Here is a 14,542-nt window from a genome sequence, read left to right on the forward strand (position 1 = left end):
TCAACTGATGTCGAACAGCTTGTCGAAGTTGGAGATGGCGAGGATTTTCTTCACATCGCTACTGCTGTTGACGACACGAATATCGGAGTTGTCGCCACCGGCGTGATCGCGCAGCAAAAGCAACATGCCCAGCGCCGAGCTATCGAGATAAGTGGCTTTCTTCAGGTCCACCACAATGGACTCGGGTTTACTGTTGAGTCGCTCGTAGGACTCGCGAAACTCCTGATGCCGACCGAAATCGAATCGTCCCTCGATCGAAATCGTCAGCTTTTTCCCATCCGAGGATACTTCTGTAACGACTGACATTTCACGGCTTCCTTGTCATTGACGAACGTACGTGTAGAAGGTTTAGCACCTGATGGGGGCTGGAGCAAGGCTGAAAAAATTGTACGGTTTGTGAAATCGCCTTCGCGGGCTACCTGATTCAATACGAATCCTGACGCGGCAACCGCTGGGACAATTCATCCAGCAACTTCTGCTCGCGCTTGTCTTCCAGTTGCCGTGCCTCATCCATGTAGCGCTGAACCAGTTTGCGCAAGCCCTCGACCCGGGCAAATGCCTGTTGCCAGGCTTCTCGGGCCTTGTTCAGGTTGTTTTGATGCCAGTTCAGGCTCTGGCGCTGCTGGTCGATGGCCGTGCCCAATTGCGCGAGAAAACCCTGATAGCCCAGCAGCCACTGACCCGAAACGCCGCCACTGCCGCGCACGATCCATTGTTCCTGGTAGTCGAGACGGAAGGCTTCGAGGTCGGCGAGTTTGCTTTCCGCCAAACGAACCTGGCCCTGGAAGTGCCCCAGGCGCTGGACGGCGGTTTTCTCGGCCTTTTCAGCCATGTCCACCACAGGCGCCAGGCGTGCCGCGCGACTCGAGGCCATGACCGGTTAACCGCCTGGCGCTGGCGCGAAGACCGAAGCAAGATGGTTTTCGCTGGCGCCCATGCTGATGTTGTCGTTCAAGCCCTGGCGCAGGTACAGGGACATGGCCGGTTGCAGATTGATCGCTGTGTCGGTTTCCCGGTCACCGCCGGGCACGTAGGCGCCGACACTGATCAGGTCGCGGCTCTGTTGATAGCGCGACCAGTATTGCTTGAACATCTGCGCGTGGTTCAGGTGTTTGATACCGACCACCGACGGCATGACCCGACTGATGGACGCTTCGATGTCGATGGCCGGGTAATGCCCTTCCTCGGCCAGACGCCGGGACAGCACGATGTGCCCGTCAAGCACGCCCCGCGCCGAGTCGGCGATCGGGTCCTGTTGGTCATCGCCTTCAGACAATACCGTGTAGAACGCGGTGATCGAGCCGCCGCCCTTTTCGGCGTTACCGGCCCGCTCCACCAGTTTCGGCAACTTGGCAAACACCGACGGCGGATAGCCCTTGGTCGCCGGCGGTTCGCCGATGGCCAGGGCGATTTCCCGCTGGGCCTGGGCGAAACGGGTCAGGGAATCCATCAGCAACAGGACATTCTTGCCCTTGTCGCGGAAATACTCGGCGATCCGCGTGCAGTACATGGCCGCGCGCAAACGCATCAGCGGCGCATCGTCCGCCGGCGAAGCCACCACCACCGAACGCTTGAGCCCTTCTTCACCGAGGATGTGCTCGATGAACTCTTTAACTTCACGACCCCGCTCACCGATCAGCCCGACCACGATAATGTCGGCCTCGGTGAAACGGGTCATCATGCCCAACAGCACACTCTTGCCGACGCCGGTACCGGCGAACAGCCCGAGGCGCTGACCGCGACCGACCGTCAACAAACCGTTGATGCAGCGAATGCCCACGTCCAGCGGTTGACTGATCGGGTCACGCTTGAGCGGGTTGATGGTCGGGCCGTCCATTGGCACCCAGTCTTCAGCCTTCATCCCGCCCTTGCCATCCAGCGCACGACCGGCGCCATCAAGCACCCGCCCGAGCATGCTCATGCCCATCGGCAAGCGACCGTTGTCCGCCAGGGGAACCACCCGTGCGCCAGGCGCAATGCCAGCGACGCTGCCGACCGGCATCAGAAACACTTTGCTGCCGGAGAAGCCCATGACTTCGGCTTCGACCTGCACCGGGTGATAGCTGTCATCGTTGATGACCATGCAGCGGCTGCCCATGGCGGCGCGCAAGCCTTCGGCTTCGAGGGTCAGGCCGACCATACGCAACAGGCGACCTTCGAGGATTGGCGCGCCAGCCAGCTCCGTGGCCTCGGCGTAGCTGCCGAGGCGCTTGGCGAAGCTGGTGCGATCAAGGCGCATCGGGATGGTCCAGTTCCGGTTCGACCGGGGTGACGGCAGGCTTCTTGTCGATCGGCAATTCCAGGCTGAGGTCCGGCGCGGCCGGGTGCAACGCCTGATCGTGCAATTGGTCGAACAGCTTGGCCATGACCTGGGTCACACGGGTTTCGATAGTCGCATCGATACGGCTGTGTTCGGTCTCGACCCGGCAACCGCCCGGCAACAAGGACTCGTCCTCGACGATGCGCCAGGTTTCTTCATGGCGCTCGCGCAGGGCTTTGACCTGTTCGAAATCCTGCGGGTTGACGTACAACCGCACATTGCCCACGCCCAATGGCAAGAGCTTGAGCGCTTCACGCATGACGTGTTCGATCTGCGTCGAGTCGATGGCCAGCTCGCGCTGAATAACCTGTTTGGTGATGTGCTGTACAAGGTCGACCAGCGACTTTTCGATCTGGGTGTCCTGCTCGGCAATGGGCTCGAACAGGTTGGCCATCAACTGTTCCAGGTGCGCGATCTTGGCCGTCAGGGCCACTTCGGCTTCCTGACGGACCTTGAGCGTGGTGCTATGGAAACCTTCTTTCTCGCCAACCGCGAAGCCTTCGTTGTAGGCCTCCTGGCGAATGCTTTCGAGCTCTTCGAGGGTCAGTGGCTGGACTTCTTCCAGCGGCACTTCTTCCATTTCCGGCGGTTCGGGTTCCGGTTCCGGCTCGGGTTCCGGCACAAACGGGTCGAAGCTGGGCAGCGCCCAGACATCGAAACCTGCGACGTTCTTGCCACGGATCAGGTCGGTCTGGGACTCATCATGTTTGGACGACATAGTGACCTTAGATCATCTCTTCGCCGCCCTTCCCGCCGAGAACGATTTCTCCGGCTTCGGCCATACGGCGGGCAATGGTGAGGATTTCTTTCTGCGCCGTTTCCACGTCGCTGACACGCACCGGGCCTTTGGCCTCGAGGTCGTCGCGCAACAGTTCGGCCGCTCGTTTGGACATGTTCTTGAAGATCTTTTCCTTGACGCCTTCGTCCGAGCCTTTGAGGGCCAGCACCAGGACGTCCGAGGACACCTCGCGCAACAGCGCCTGAATACCGCGGTCGTCGACATCGGACAGGTTATTGAACACGAACATGAGGTCTTCGATCTGACCGGACAGGTCTTCGTCGACTTCGCGGATCGAGTCCATCAACTGACCTTCGATCGAGCTGTCGAGGAAGTTCATGATGTCTGCCGCGCGCTTGATGCCACCCAGGGTGGTGCGCGAGGCATTCGAGTTGCCGGAGAACTGCTTCTCGAGAATCTGGTTGAGCTCTTTCAGGGCCGCCGGCTGCACGGTGTTCAGCGAAGACACCCGCAGGATGATGTCCAGCCGCACCTTATGGTCGAAGTTGCCCAGCACTTCACCGGCCTGGTCCGGATCGAGGTACGCCACCACGATCGCCTGGATCTGCGGGTGCTCGTAGCGGATCACGTCGGCGACGGCGCGCGGTTCCATCCACTTCAGACTGTCGAGGCCACTGGTGTTGCCGCCCAGCAGGATCCGGTCGATCAGGCCGTTGGCCTTGTCTTCGCCCAAGGCCTGGGTGAGCATTTTGCGCACGTAGTCATCGGAGCCGACGCCCAGGCTGGTCTGGTCGCCGACGATATCGACGAACTCGCTCATGACCTGTTCGACCTGCTCGCGGTGCACGTTACCCATCTGGGCCATGGCCACGCCCACACGCTGGACCTCTTTGGGCCCCATGTGGCGCAGCACTTGTGCGGCATCCGTAGAACCCAGGGACAGCAGCAGGATCGCGGCTTTATCAACCCGGGACAGTTTGGCGACAGCGGCTCGGTTATCACTCATCTGCGTTAATCCACTCTTTCACGACCTGGGCCACGCGACCCGGATCTTCTGCCACCAGACTCTTGATTGCGTTCAACTGTGCGTCATAGCCTTCGCTCGGGCTCGGCAGCAGGATGCTGGTCGGGCCACCGAGGCTGACGCGGTCGTTGGCCAGTTCGCCGTCCATGCCGCCCATGCCGCCGAGTTCCACGTCGCTGCCAAAGGCCGCGAGTTGCTTGTCTTTGCCCCCGCCGGTGATGTTGTTGAGCACCGGACGCAACACACCGAACACCAGCACCAGGATGAACAACACCCCCAGCACTTGCTTGACGATGTCCCAGAACCACGGCTGGGAGTAGAACGGAATCTCGGCGATCACTTCACCGCGCTCAGCAGAGAACGGCATGTTGATCACGCTGACGCTGTCGCCACGGCTGGCGTCGAAACCGACCGCGTCCTGCACCAGGCGAGTGAAGCGCGCCAATTCATCGGCGCTCCACGGCGCACGGGTGGTTTCGCCATTGGCTGCGTTGACCTTGACTTGATCATCCACCACCACCGACACCGACAGGCGATTCAAACGGCCCTGCTGTTGTTTGGTGTGGCTGATGGAACGGTCGAGCTCGAAGTTCTTGGTGGATTGTTGACGCTTGTCGGCCGGGTACGGCGCCAGCATCGGCTGACCAGTGGCCGGATCCATGATCTGCTGACCGTTGGCATCAAGCAGTGGCTGGCCTGGCTGCACCATGCCGGCCGACGCAGTGGCGCCACCAGTGGTTTGCGGCGCCGAGGCAGGCGACGGCGGCTGGTTGCTCAAGGCACCCGGCACACCTTGCGGGCCATTGCTGGCGGTACGTTGTTCGTTGACCGACTGCTCGCTGCGCAACGCCGGTTGATCCGGGTTGAACTGCTCGGAAGTCGATTCGACGGCGCTGAAATCCACATCGGCCGAGACTTCGGCTTTATAGCGGTCGTTGCCCAGCACCGGTTGCAGGATGTTATGCACGCGCTGAGTCAGCATGCTTTCCATGCGACGGCTGTAATCGAACTGCTTGCCGGCCATGGTCAGCTCGGAGTTTTCCGCCTGATCCGACAGCAGGTTGCCCTTCTGGTCGACAACGGTGATCTGCGATTTGCTCAGTTCGGGAACGCTGGTCGCCACCAAATTGATGATGGCGACGACCTGGCCCGGCTCCAGCGAGCGACCGGAATACAGTTCAACCAGAACCGAAGCGCTTGGCTTGCGCTCGTCACGCACGAACACCGAACTTTTCGGAATCGCCAGGTGCACGCGGGCACCCTTGACGTTGTTCAGGCTGGAGATGGTCCGGGCCAGTTCGCCTTCGAGGCCGCGACGATAGCGGGTCGCCTCCATGAACTGACTGGTACCCAGCCCCTGCTCCTTGTCGAGAATCTCGAAACCGATATTGCCGTCGCTGGGAGTGACACCAGCGGCCGCGAGCTTGAGCCGCGCACGGGACAGGTCATCGGCCTTGACCAGCAAGGCACCGGAATTCGGTTCGACGGTATAGGGAATGTCGGCGGCGGCCAGGGTTTCCATGACCTGTTTGGCGTCCATGCCGGCAAGGCTGCCGTATAGAGGCCGGTAGTCCGGCTGCTGGGACCACAACACCACGGCAAAACCAATCGCCACGCTCGCAGCCAGGCCGACCAACAGGCCCACCTGACGCAACATGGTCATCTCGGAGAGGTTTTCCAGGAAAGACAACCCGAACAGCGGCGGTTTGCCGTCTATTGGAGTGGCCTTGGCCGGAACATTATCGGCGATTGCTTCTGCCATGACTCAATCTCGTCCTTAAACCGGCATCTGCATGATGTCTTGGTAAGCCTGAACCAGCTTGTTACGCACTTGGGTCAGTGCCTGAAAAGACACGCTGGCCTTCTGTGAGGAAATCATCACGTCCGTCAGGTCGACGCCGCTTTTACCGATCTCGAAGGCACTGGCCAACTGATTGGACGCCTGCTGGGTGTCGTTCACTTTATTGACGGCCTGACCGAGCATGTCGGCAAAGCTGCTGCCACCCACTTCAGGGACTGCGGCAGTCGATTTCGGCGCAGACATGGCATCCATTTGCATGGCGCGCATATCCAGCATCAACCGGTTGAATTCAATACCTTGGCTCATGGTCTGCTCTCTTTGGCTACTCGCAATTTTTTGACACTCACTCGGCGAGTAGTGAGGTGTTAGCAACAAGGGTGCCAGCTCCGTGGCCGCTCTAAACAAAAGCTCTCCTGTGCTTTTGTTTGCCGACCGTTACGTGGCGAACAAATACGCTTCCACATCCATTCCGGCATCGCGCATCTGCGCCAGCTTGTAGCGCAAGGTGCGCGGGCTGATGCCCAGTCGCTCGGCGGCTTCTTTGCGGCGGCCGCGCTCGGCGCGCAAGGTGTCGATGATCATTTGGAACTCACGGCGCCGCAGGTCATCGCCGAGGGCGCCCGCCGATTCGGCTTCGACTTCCACTGCTCGTGCAGGCGCCGGCGCCAATGCTGGCAATGGCGCACACGCCACGGGCCCGGCCAGACAAAAATCCTGCGGCTGGATCAAACCGCCCTGCTGCAGAATCAAGGCCCGCTGGATCGCGTTATCCAGTTCACGCACGTTGCCCGGCCACGGATAGCCGATCAGGCAGGCCTGCGCCTCGGGCGAAAGCTTTGCCGCGGCATGCTTCATTTTATTGACGTGTTTGGCCAGCAGGCGCTCGGCCAGCGGCAGGATGTCGGCGGTGCGCTCACGCAACGGACGCCAGGCCAACGGGAACACCGACAGGCGATAGTAAAGATCTTCGCGGAAACGCCCCGCCGCCACTTCACCGGCCAGGTCACGGTTAGTGGTAGCGACCACTCGAATATCCAGCGTGATCGGCTTGCGTGCGCCGACTCGTTCGACTTCGCGCTCCTGCAATACGCGCAGTAACTTGGCCTGCAGGCCGAGGGGCATTTCAGAAATTTCATCGAGCAGGATCGTCCCGCCATCGGCCTGCTCGAACTTGCCGGCCTGCGCCGCGATGGCGCCGGTGAACGAACCTTTTTCGTGACCGAACAAAGTGGCTTCAAGCATGTTGTCCGGGATCGCTGCGCAGTTGATCGCAATGAATGGCTGACTGGCGCGATGGGAGTGCTGATGGATGTAACGCGCCAGCACTTCCTTGCCGGTCCCGGACTCACCGGAGATCAACACCGTGGAATCACTGCGCGCCACGCGCGCGGCCAATTCCAGCAATTGCGCACTGGCCGGCTCGAACGCTACAGGCCCCTCGCTCTCGCTCGCGCCGAGATTGCCCAAGGCGTGACGCGCCACCAGGTCGAGCAAGGCTTTGGGCTCGAACGGCTTGACCAGGTAATCCGCCGCACCCTGACGCATGGCGTCGACCGCACGTTCGACCGCACCGTGAGCGGTCATCAACAACACCGGCAGTTGCGGCTGACGAGCCCGCAGCAATCCAAGCAGCTGATGACCGTCCATGCCCGGCATGTTGACGTCACTGACCACCAGGCTAAATGCCTCGGCGCCCACTGCAGCCAGCGCCTCTTCCGCCGAACCGACCGCCTTGTAATCGTGTCCGGCAAGCACCAGCGTATCGGCCAGTGCTTCCCGTAGCGCGCGATCGTCCTCGACCAGTAAAACCTTGATGGTCATATCCTTCACTTCACTCCCTGAGCGCTGGACTGCTCACCCGCGAAAAGCGGCAGGATCACCTGCGCGCAAGTGCCGCGACCCGGCCGCGAACGCAACTGCAATTCTCCCTGATGAGCACGGGCCACTGCCTTGACCACGGTCAGCCCCAGACCGGTGCCGGTGGTTTTGGTGGTGAAAAACGGCTCGCCCAAACGTGCCAATACCTTCGTGTCGATACCACTGCCGCTGTCGCTGACCGATACGCGCAGGTTGTTGTCGCGGGTATACAGATGAACTTTCAAACGGACGTCGCCGGCGCTGGCCTGAATGGCGTTTTCGATTAGATTGAGGATCGCCCCGACCAGCGTGTCGCGATTGCACAGCAACTCACCGGCATGACTGTCGCATTGCCAGCGCACCGGCAGATCCTGAACAAGAGTCAGCGCCGCCGCTTGCAGCGACTGCATCAGCATTTTTGGAGTGACACGATCGGTCAACGGCAGCTCACCGCGAGCGAACACCAGCATGTCGCGCACTTGGTGTTCCAGCTCATGCAGTCGCTCTTTCAGGCGGCCGGCAAAACGCTGCTGCGTGGCGACCGGTAGTTCCTGCTCAGTCAAATGACTGGCATAGAGCAACGCGGCGGACAACGGCGTACGAATCTGATGGGCCAACGAGGCGACCATCCGCCCCAGAGACGACAGGCGTTCGTGGCGGGCGAGTTGATCTTGCAGATGACGGGTTTCAGTCAGGTCGTTGAGCAACACCAACTGACCGGGTTCGGCATCCAGCGAGCGGGTAGCGATCGACAGGCGCCGACCGTCCTTGAGGGAGATTTCGTGACCGTCGTCTTCGCGCGGCGCAAAGCATCGCGCAATGACCTGGCGCCACAGCTCGCCTTCGAGCGGCAAGCCGAGCAACTCACGCGCGGCGGGATTGGCTTCACGCACGATGCCTTGGGCGTCGATGACAATGACGCCGCCGGGCAATAGATCGAGGAGGTTTTGCAGCCGGTTGGCCAGACGCTCTTTTTCCGCCAGCTCCTGCATGCGCTGGGCGCTGACCACCGCCAGCTCACCCTTGAGCTCGGTGACCCGGGCTTCGAGCATGCTGTAGGAATCGGTCAATTGGCTCGACATCTGGTTGAACAGCGCAAACGCCTGCTCAAGGCCAAGCCGGCTTGCCTGCTCTACGGACGACGGTTGCCCCGAAACATCAAGGACAGGAGACATCTGGGCGGCTTGGGGCATTGTGCTCTCTCGCGTGGTGACCGTCAGTTAAACGGAACGTTGCGAGGGACGTAGCAATACCCGTGCCTAAAAAAAACTGCCTATAAATGAAGGGGTTGAAAAACAGGCGTCAATCATCCGCCTGTTCATCACCATCTCGACGACTCATGCCGTACTTGCGCATCTTCTCCACCAGGGTCGTGCGACGAATACGCAGCCGTTCGGCCGCCCGCGCCACAATGCCGTTGGCGTCATCCAGCGCCTGCTGAATCAACCCTTGCTCCAGACCGCCGAGGTAGTCTTTCAGGTCCAGGCCTTCCGGCGGCAGCAGCGCATTGGCGGTGAAGTCCGGGGTATGACCGTTGATGGCCACCCGCTCTTCGAGATCACTGCGCAGGCTGTCGACCAACTGCTCGTCTTCGTCATCGACGTAGCGGAATTTCTTCGGCAACTCGACCACGCCGATCACCCCGTACGGGTGCATGATCGCCATGCGCTCCACCAGGTTGGCCAGCTCGCGAACGTTGCCCGGCCAGCCGTGACGGCACAGCGACATGATCGCCGCCGAGTTGAACCGGATCGACCCGCGCTTCTCGTGCTCCATGCGCGAGATCAGCTCGTTCATCAGCAACGGGATGTCTTCGACGCGCTCACGCAACGGCGCCATCTCGATCGGGAACACGTTCAGGCGATAGTAGAGGTCTTCGCGGAACGTGCCGATCTCGATCATGCTTTCGAGATTCTTGTGGGTTGCCGCGATGATCCGCACATCGACGCTTTGGGTCTTGTTGCTGCCCACGCGCTCGAACGTGCGCTCCTGCAAGACGCGCAACAGCTTGACCTGCATCGGCAACGGCATGTCGCCAATTTCGTCGAGGAACAGCGTACCGCCGTTGGCCAGCTCGAAACGCCCGGCACGGCTGGTGATCGCCCCGGTGAAGGCACCCTTCTCGTGACCGAACAATTCGCTTTCCAGCAACTCGGCCGGAATCGCCCCGCAGTTGACCGGAACGAACGGCGCTTCACGACGCTTGGAATGGTAGTGCAGATTGCGCGCGACCACTTCCTTGCCAGTGCCGGACTCACCGAGGATCAGCACGCTGGCGTCGGTGTCGGCGACTTGCTGCATCATCTGACGGACGTGTTGAATCGCCCGGCTGGTGCCGACAAGGCTGCGGAAAAGATTCGGTTCACGGTGACGACCGCGCTCACGGGCCTGGTCATACATCTCGCGATAGACCTGGGCACGGTGCAGCGAATCGAGCAGTTTGCTGTAGCTGGGCGGCATTTCGAGCGTCGAAAGCACTCGGCGACGCTGGTCTTCCGGCAAGTCAATGGAAGAATTATCGCCCATTAACAAAACTGGAAGGAACTCATCCCAGGTTGAGAGTGTCTTTAACAGGCCCAAAAGTGCACCAGGAGCATTTACCGTCCCGATGAGGACACAGATTACTTCACGACTTGATGACAGAGAGCCGACCGCCTGCTGCCAGTCATGGCTGCCACAGGGTAAATTTTCTTCGCCGAGAAAATTTAAAATCACCGCCAAATCGCGGCGGCGGACGCTATCGTCATCAATCAGCAGAATTTTGGTTTCACGCCACATGCAATAGCAACTTCCCTAGTCAACTCAATGCCCAAAATGAGGGGCAAGCTAGACGCTTGCAGACACGTTGTGCCTGTAGACGCCTGAAATCTGGAACCAGCCACTAGTTAAGTCAAAAAACCGTGCACAGTCAAATTTATGGCGCACTATGTTTGGATTAACTGAGGGTTAATTAACCAAACAGATGGTAAACCTTTGCCGCGTTCTGTGCTTGGTGGATCTGCGACATCTCGTCGACTATCGCTTGTCGCTCCCCCGTCGCCGCTTCCAGGAGCTGTTTATACACCCCCAGCAACTCCTCCAGGTTTTCGCGCAACGCGGTCTCGTCCACCGTAGCTTCACTCAAGACGTCTTCCATGCAGGAACGGCAAGCCAGGTCCAATTCACCGATGGCTTCCCAGTTACGCTCGGCCAATGCCTCGACCAGGGCGTCCCGGGTATGCTCGATTCGCTGCAATACAAGACTCATGGTGATCTCCTTAAAACTGGGGAGCAGGTGCGCCAATGGCATCCCAACCGTCTTTGACCGTACGAAGCAGGTCGGCGACTTCGTCGAGGATTTTTGGATCGGTCCTGAGGTTGGCTTCCGCCAGACGCTTCATCATGTAAGCGTAGAGACTATCCAGCTCACTGACGGACTCCGCCTGTTTCTCCAGGTCCAGCCCCTCTCGCAAACCACCGATAATGCCGATGGCCTTGCCGATAAAAACACCCTTATTGGCGACATCCTTGCGCTCCATGGCACCTTTGGCCTGAGCGATGCGATCCAGACCGCCTTCCATGAGCATTTGCACCAGACGATGAGGACTGGCCTCGGAAGTCTGGGCTTGCGCGCCAATCTTCTGGTACTGCCGAAGGGCTAACATCGGGTTCATGTTTACCTCATCCAAAACTCTGTGATTCGTATAATCAAGCTATCGACATAGCGTCAAAAATCTTTAATCCGAAACTAAAAAAGCCCGACAAGCGGAATCCGCTGCCGGGCTTTTGGCGTTTAGGCGCTATGAAGCGTTCTTCTGTGCGTTCATCGCATCGAACATCGAAGTAATATTGCTCGCCGTTGCCTTCAGCTTGCCGACAAGGGAATCCATATCGTTGTACTTCTTGGTCAACACCGCCGTCAGCGTCTCGACCCGACGATCCAGGGCTGCCTGCTGGCTGGCCAGATTCGTCTTGGCCTTGGCCAGGTTGGTCGAACGGGTGTCCAGGATCCCATCACTGCCAGTGACCGTGTAAGGCGTGATTGCATCGTTCATGCGCGTCAACAGACCCATGGAGGCATCGCCAGTCGCCGTCGGATCGCCCAGGAACAGCTTCTGAACTTCACCACCGAGCTTCTGGGTATCCATCGCGGTCGAGAACTTGGTGCTATCGAAATCCAGCGCACCGGTTTTCTGATTGGTGGTGATACCCAATTGCGACAGAACAGTGAGTTTGTCACCCGCCCCCGTTGTGACCAACGGCGTACGAATCGATGCCAGAACGCTGCGCGCCAACGGGTCACCGGTCAGTGCAGCAGCAACGGTCGGCTTGCCATTGCTATCCAGGGAAGGCTTGGTCAGCGTATTGACATTGGTCACAACCTGGTTATAAGCATCAACGAAAGCTTGGATGGATTTTTTCAGGCCATCACTGTTCGGGCCAACCGTCACCGTCGTGGTACCACCGGCGACCAAATTCAGGGTCAAGCCGGAAATAGCCGAGTCAACCTTGTTGCTTTTGCTAGTCAGCGCGAGCCCGTCCACGGTGAAACTGGCGTCCACCGCGAAATCGCCGATGGCACCCGCCGAAGTCGCTGTCGGTGCTGCACCCATTTGCTGGCCGGCATTGATCTCCAGACCCGCGATACCGCTGAGGGTGATGTCGGAGCCCGCACCGGTCGCCGTGGACCCCATCACCAGACGTGAGCCAAACGAGTCGGTCACGATGTTGGCGCTGAAACCGTTCGCGCCCTGCTGGGTGTTGATCGCATCGCGAACCGACTGCAACGTCGCGCCGGCCGGAATGGTGACAGAACTGGATACGCCATTTTGCGTGATATTGAGCGTGCCGCTCGCAACGGCGCTGCTGGCACCGCCGGCAAAGGCCGCGGTGGCCACTTTGGACGAGGTCGCAAGGTTATTGACCTTGACCACGTAGGAACCGTTGACAGCCGTGTTGCTGGCCACAGCGGTCAATACTTTCGCGTCGGCGGACGTGGCGTTGTAACCCAGGAACTGCGGAGCTTGCGTATCTTGCAGCTTCTTGATTGCAGCCTGGAAGTTCGCCAGGACACTTTTGAGAGTACCAATACCGGAAATCTGCGCAGTATTGGTGGTCGTCTGACGATCGATCTGATTCTGCTTGGCCGCCTTGTCGGCGTTGACCAGAGCCTTGACGATATCACCGGTATTAATACCGGAGCCTAAGCCCGTGCCCGGTAGAATTGGACTTGCCATGTGGAACTCCCTTCAGTGTGTCGCCGGCCTTTTGACCACTACAACGCCCAAAAGAACATAGCAACAAAATTCGTGCCAGTTGTCAGACTTTTGCGCTGAACAACAGACTGCTTGCATCATTCAAACTGTTCGCCAGCTTAAGGACTTCTTCGTTGGGGATTTGACGAATCACCTCACCGGAGTCACTGGCAATCACTTTGACCACAACTTTGCCTGAAGGCTCGTCAATCGAGAACTCCAGGTTACGCTTGACCGACTGAACGAACTTTTCGATTTCCTGAACGGCCATCTTCAGTTTTTCCTGCTCGGTCTGGTCTTTTTTACCTTCTTCCTTGACGGCAACCACTGGCGCAGTTTCCGCTCGAGGCTTTTCCGCAGGCTTATCGGCAACAGTCGTCGCCTGCTGGGCCGCAGGATAAGACAAGTTCAGCTTGACGCTCATATCCATGTCCATCACCTCTTAAAGTAAAAAGCGAGAGAGCGCGACAAGCGCACTCCCCCGCTAAAACTCATCAGCTATTACTGAAGCAGTTTCAGTACAGCGGATGGCAGTTGGTTGGCCTGAGCCAGAACTGCGGTGGAAGCTTGTTGCAGAGTTTGTTGCTTGGTCAGCTGTGCAGTTTCAGCAGCGAAGTCGGTATCTTGTACGCGGCTCAGTGCAGCACTGGCGTTTTCGTTGATGTTTTGCAGGTTGGAGATGGTGCTGGAGAAACGGTTTTGTGCAGCACCCAGGTCAGCACGAGTGCTGTTGATTCGCGACAGAGCGGCGTCGATAGCCGAGATAGCCGACGCTACAGCAGAGTGGTTGGCTGCGTTGGAGGTACCGGAAATGGTAGTACCGGTCATGCCCAGGGCGCTGGAGTCGAAGCTCGAAGCCAGGGTCAGAGTGATCTGGTTGTCGGAGGTGGTGTTGGAACCAACCTGGAACTCCATCGCACCAGCGGTACCGTCCAGCAGCGCCTTGCCGTTCAGGTTAGTCGACTGAGCGATACGAGTCAGTTCAGCAACCGACTGTTGGTATTCTTTGTCCAGAGCGGTACGGTCAGCAGTGCCGTTGGAGTCGTTACGCGACTGAACTGCGATTTCACGCATACGCTGCAGGATGTTGGTCGATTCTTGCAGAGCGCCTTCAGCGGTCTGAGCGATCGAAACACCGTCGTTGGCGTTTTTGATAGCCATGGTCTGACCACGGATCTGCGAGGTCATACGGGTAGCGATCTGCAGGCCGGCGGCGTCGTCTTTGGCGCTGTTGATTTTCAGGCCGGAAGACAAGCGAGTCATCGAAGTCGACAGTGCGTCGGAAGCACGGTTCAGGTTCTTCTGAACACCCAGAGATGTAGTGTTGGTGTTTACTGTTAAAGCCATGACGAATTCCTCGTTGGTTGGGTACTACGGCTTCCGGCCCTGGCAACCGCCCGGTATGGCCTAGAGAACCTTCGTAATAGTTATCGTCGCGAATGCAGGTTGCTTGAGGGGATTTTTGAAATTTTTTGCCATCACACTGCCACCCCCTGTAAAACCAAGCCATAGCGACGATCCAGCCACCAAAAAATGACGCCAGAGAACTGCCACAACCCTTCCTTAC

The 14,542-nt window shown here is 59.0% G+C and carries 15 protein-coding genes; all 15 read right to left on the reverse strand.

Annotated elements, in window-relative coordinates; all coding sequences use genetic code 11:
* The 15 genes from F475_RS17945 to F475_RS18015 all read right to left on the reverse strand — a co-directional run bounded on the left by F475_RS17945 (position 1) and on the right by F475_RS18015 (position 14,322).
* Positions 1 to 306, reverse strand: coding sequence for an STAS domain-containing protein (locus F475_RS17945; RefSeq protein ID WP_111454395.1), 306 nt, complete (start codon positions 304 to 306; stop codon positions 1 to 3).
* A 118-nt stretch (positions 307 to 424) separates the two neighbouring features.
* Entirely contained in the window at positions 425 to 874 is a 450-nt protein-coding gene (fliJ, locus tag F475_RS17950; protein WP_018925046.1) for a flagellar export protein FliJ, read from the reverse strand.
* Between the two features lie 6 nt (positions 875 to 880).
* Positions 881 to 2,239 (reverse strand): flagellar protein export ATPase FliI, encoded by a 1,359-nt coding sequence (gene fliI / locus F475_RS17955; protein WP_018925045.1) that lies wholly within the window; start codon positions 2,237 to 2,239, stop codon positions 881 to 883.
* Positions 2,229 to 3,038: a flagellar assembly protein FliH gene (gene fliH, locus F475_RS17960; RefSeq protein ID WP_111454396.1), complete on the reverse strand. Its 810-nt coding sequence runs from the start codon at positions 3,036 to 3,038 to the stop codon at positions 2,229 to 2,231. The genes fliI and fliH overlap by 11 nt, the downstream gene beginning before the upstream one ends.
* A 7-nt stretch (positions 3,039 to 3,045) precedes the next feature.
* Positions 3,046 to 4,065 carry a flagellar motor switch protein FliG gene (gene fliG / locus F475_RS17965; protein ID WP_003184041.1) on the reverse strand — a complete coding sequence of 340 codons (1,020 nt, stop codon included), beginning with the start codon at positions 4,063 to 4,065 and terminating at the stop codon, positions 3,046 to 3,048.
* Positions 4,058 to 5,845, reverse strand: coding sequence for a flagellar basal-body MS-ring/collar protein FliF (gene fliF, locus F475_RS17970; protein WP_111454397.1), 1,788 nt, complete (start codon positions 5,843 to 5,845; stop codon positions 4,058 to 4,060). Before fliF ends, fliG begins: the two co-directional genes overlap by 8 nt.
* Positions 5,846 to 5,860: 15 nt before the next feature.
* Positions 5,861 to 6,190 (reverse strand): flagellar hook-basal body complex protein FliE, encoded by a 330-nt coding sequence (fliE, locus tag F475_RS17975; RefSeq protein ID WP_018925042.1) that lies wholly within the window; start codon positions 6,188 to 6,190, stop codon positions 5,861 to 5,863.
* Positions 6,191 to 6,319: 129 nt separating this feature from the next.
* The gene (gene fleR, locus F475_RS17980) at positions 6,320 to 7,705 is read right to left on the reverse strand and encodes a sigma-54-dependent response regulator transcription factor FleR (protein WP_111454398.1); all 1,386 of its coding nucleotides are present in this window, start codon (positions 7,703 to 7,705) and stop codon (positions 6,320 to 6,322) included.
* A 5-nt stretch (positions 7,706 to 7,710) separates the two neighbouring features.
* On the reverse strand, positions 7,711 to 8,934 hold the full coding sequence (locus tag F475_RS17985; RefSeq protein ID WP_111454399.1) for a PAS domain-containing sensor histidine kinase: 1,224 nt from the start codon (positions 8,932 to 8,934) through the stop codon (positions 7,711 to 7,713).
* 109 nt (positions 8,935 to 9,043) lie between these two features.
* Positions 9,044 to 10,519, reverse strand: a complete 1,476-nt coding sequence (locus F475_RS17990; RefSeq protein ID WP_026345697.1) for a sigma-54 dependent transcriptional regulator — start codon at positions 10,517 to 10,519, stop codon at positions 9,044 to 9,046.
* 172 nt (positions 10,520 to 10,691) lie between these two features.
* A complete protein-coding gene (locus F475_RS17995) occupies positions 10,692 to 10,988 on the reverse strand; it encodes a hypothetical protein (protein WP_018925038.1) in 297 nt (98 codons plus the stop codon).
* A gap of 10 nt (positions 10,989 to 10,998) precedes the next feature.
* Positions 10,999 to 11,394 (reverse strand): flagellar export chaperone FliS, encoded by a 396-nt coding sequence (gene fliS, locus F475_RS18000; RefSeq protein ID WP_018925037.1) that lies wholly within the window; start codon positions 11,392 to 11,394, stop codon positions 10,999 to 11,001.
* Positions 11,395 to 11,520: 126 nt separating this feature from the next.
* On the reverse strand, positions 11,521 to 12,957 hold the full coding sequence (gene fliD / locus F475_RS18005; protein ID WP_018925036.1) for a flagellar filament capping protein FliD: 1,437 nt from the start codon (positions 12,955 to 12,957) through the stop codon (positions 11,521 to 11,523).
* Positions 12,958 to 13,039: 82 nt separating this feature from the next.
* Positions 13,040 to 13,405 (reverse strand): flagellar protein FlaG, encoded by a 366-nt coding sequence (locus tag F475_RS18010; RefSeq protein ID WP_026286326.1) that lies wholly within the window; start codon positions 13,403 to 13,405, stop codon positions 13,040 to 13,042.
* Positions 13,406 to 13,476: 71 nt separating this feature from the next.
* Positions 13,477 to 14,322, reverse strand: coding sequence for a flagellin domain-containing protein (locus tag F475_RS18015; protein WP_018925034.1), 846 nt, complete (start codon positions 14,320 to 14,322; stop codon positions 13,477 to 13,479).
* Between the last annotated feature and the right edge of the window lie 220 nt (positions 14,323 to 14,542).

This window comes from Pseudomonas sp. URMO17WK12:I6 (assembly GCF_003253625.1).
GTDB lineage: Bacteria > Pseudomonadota > Gammaproteobacteria > Pseudomonadales > Pseudomonadaceae > Aquipseudomonas.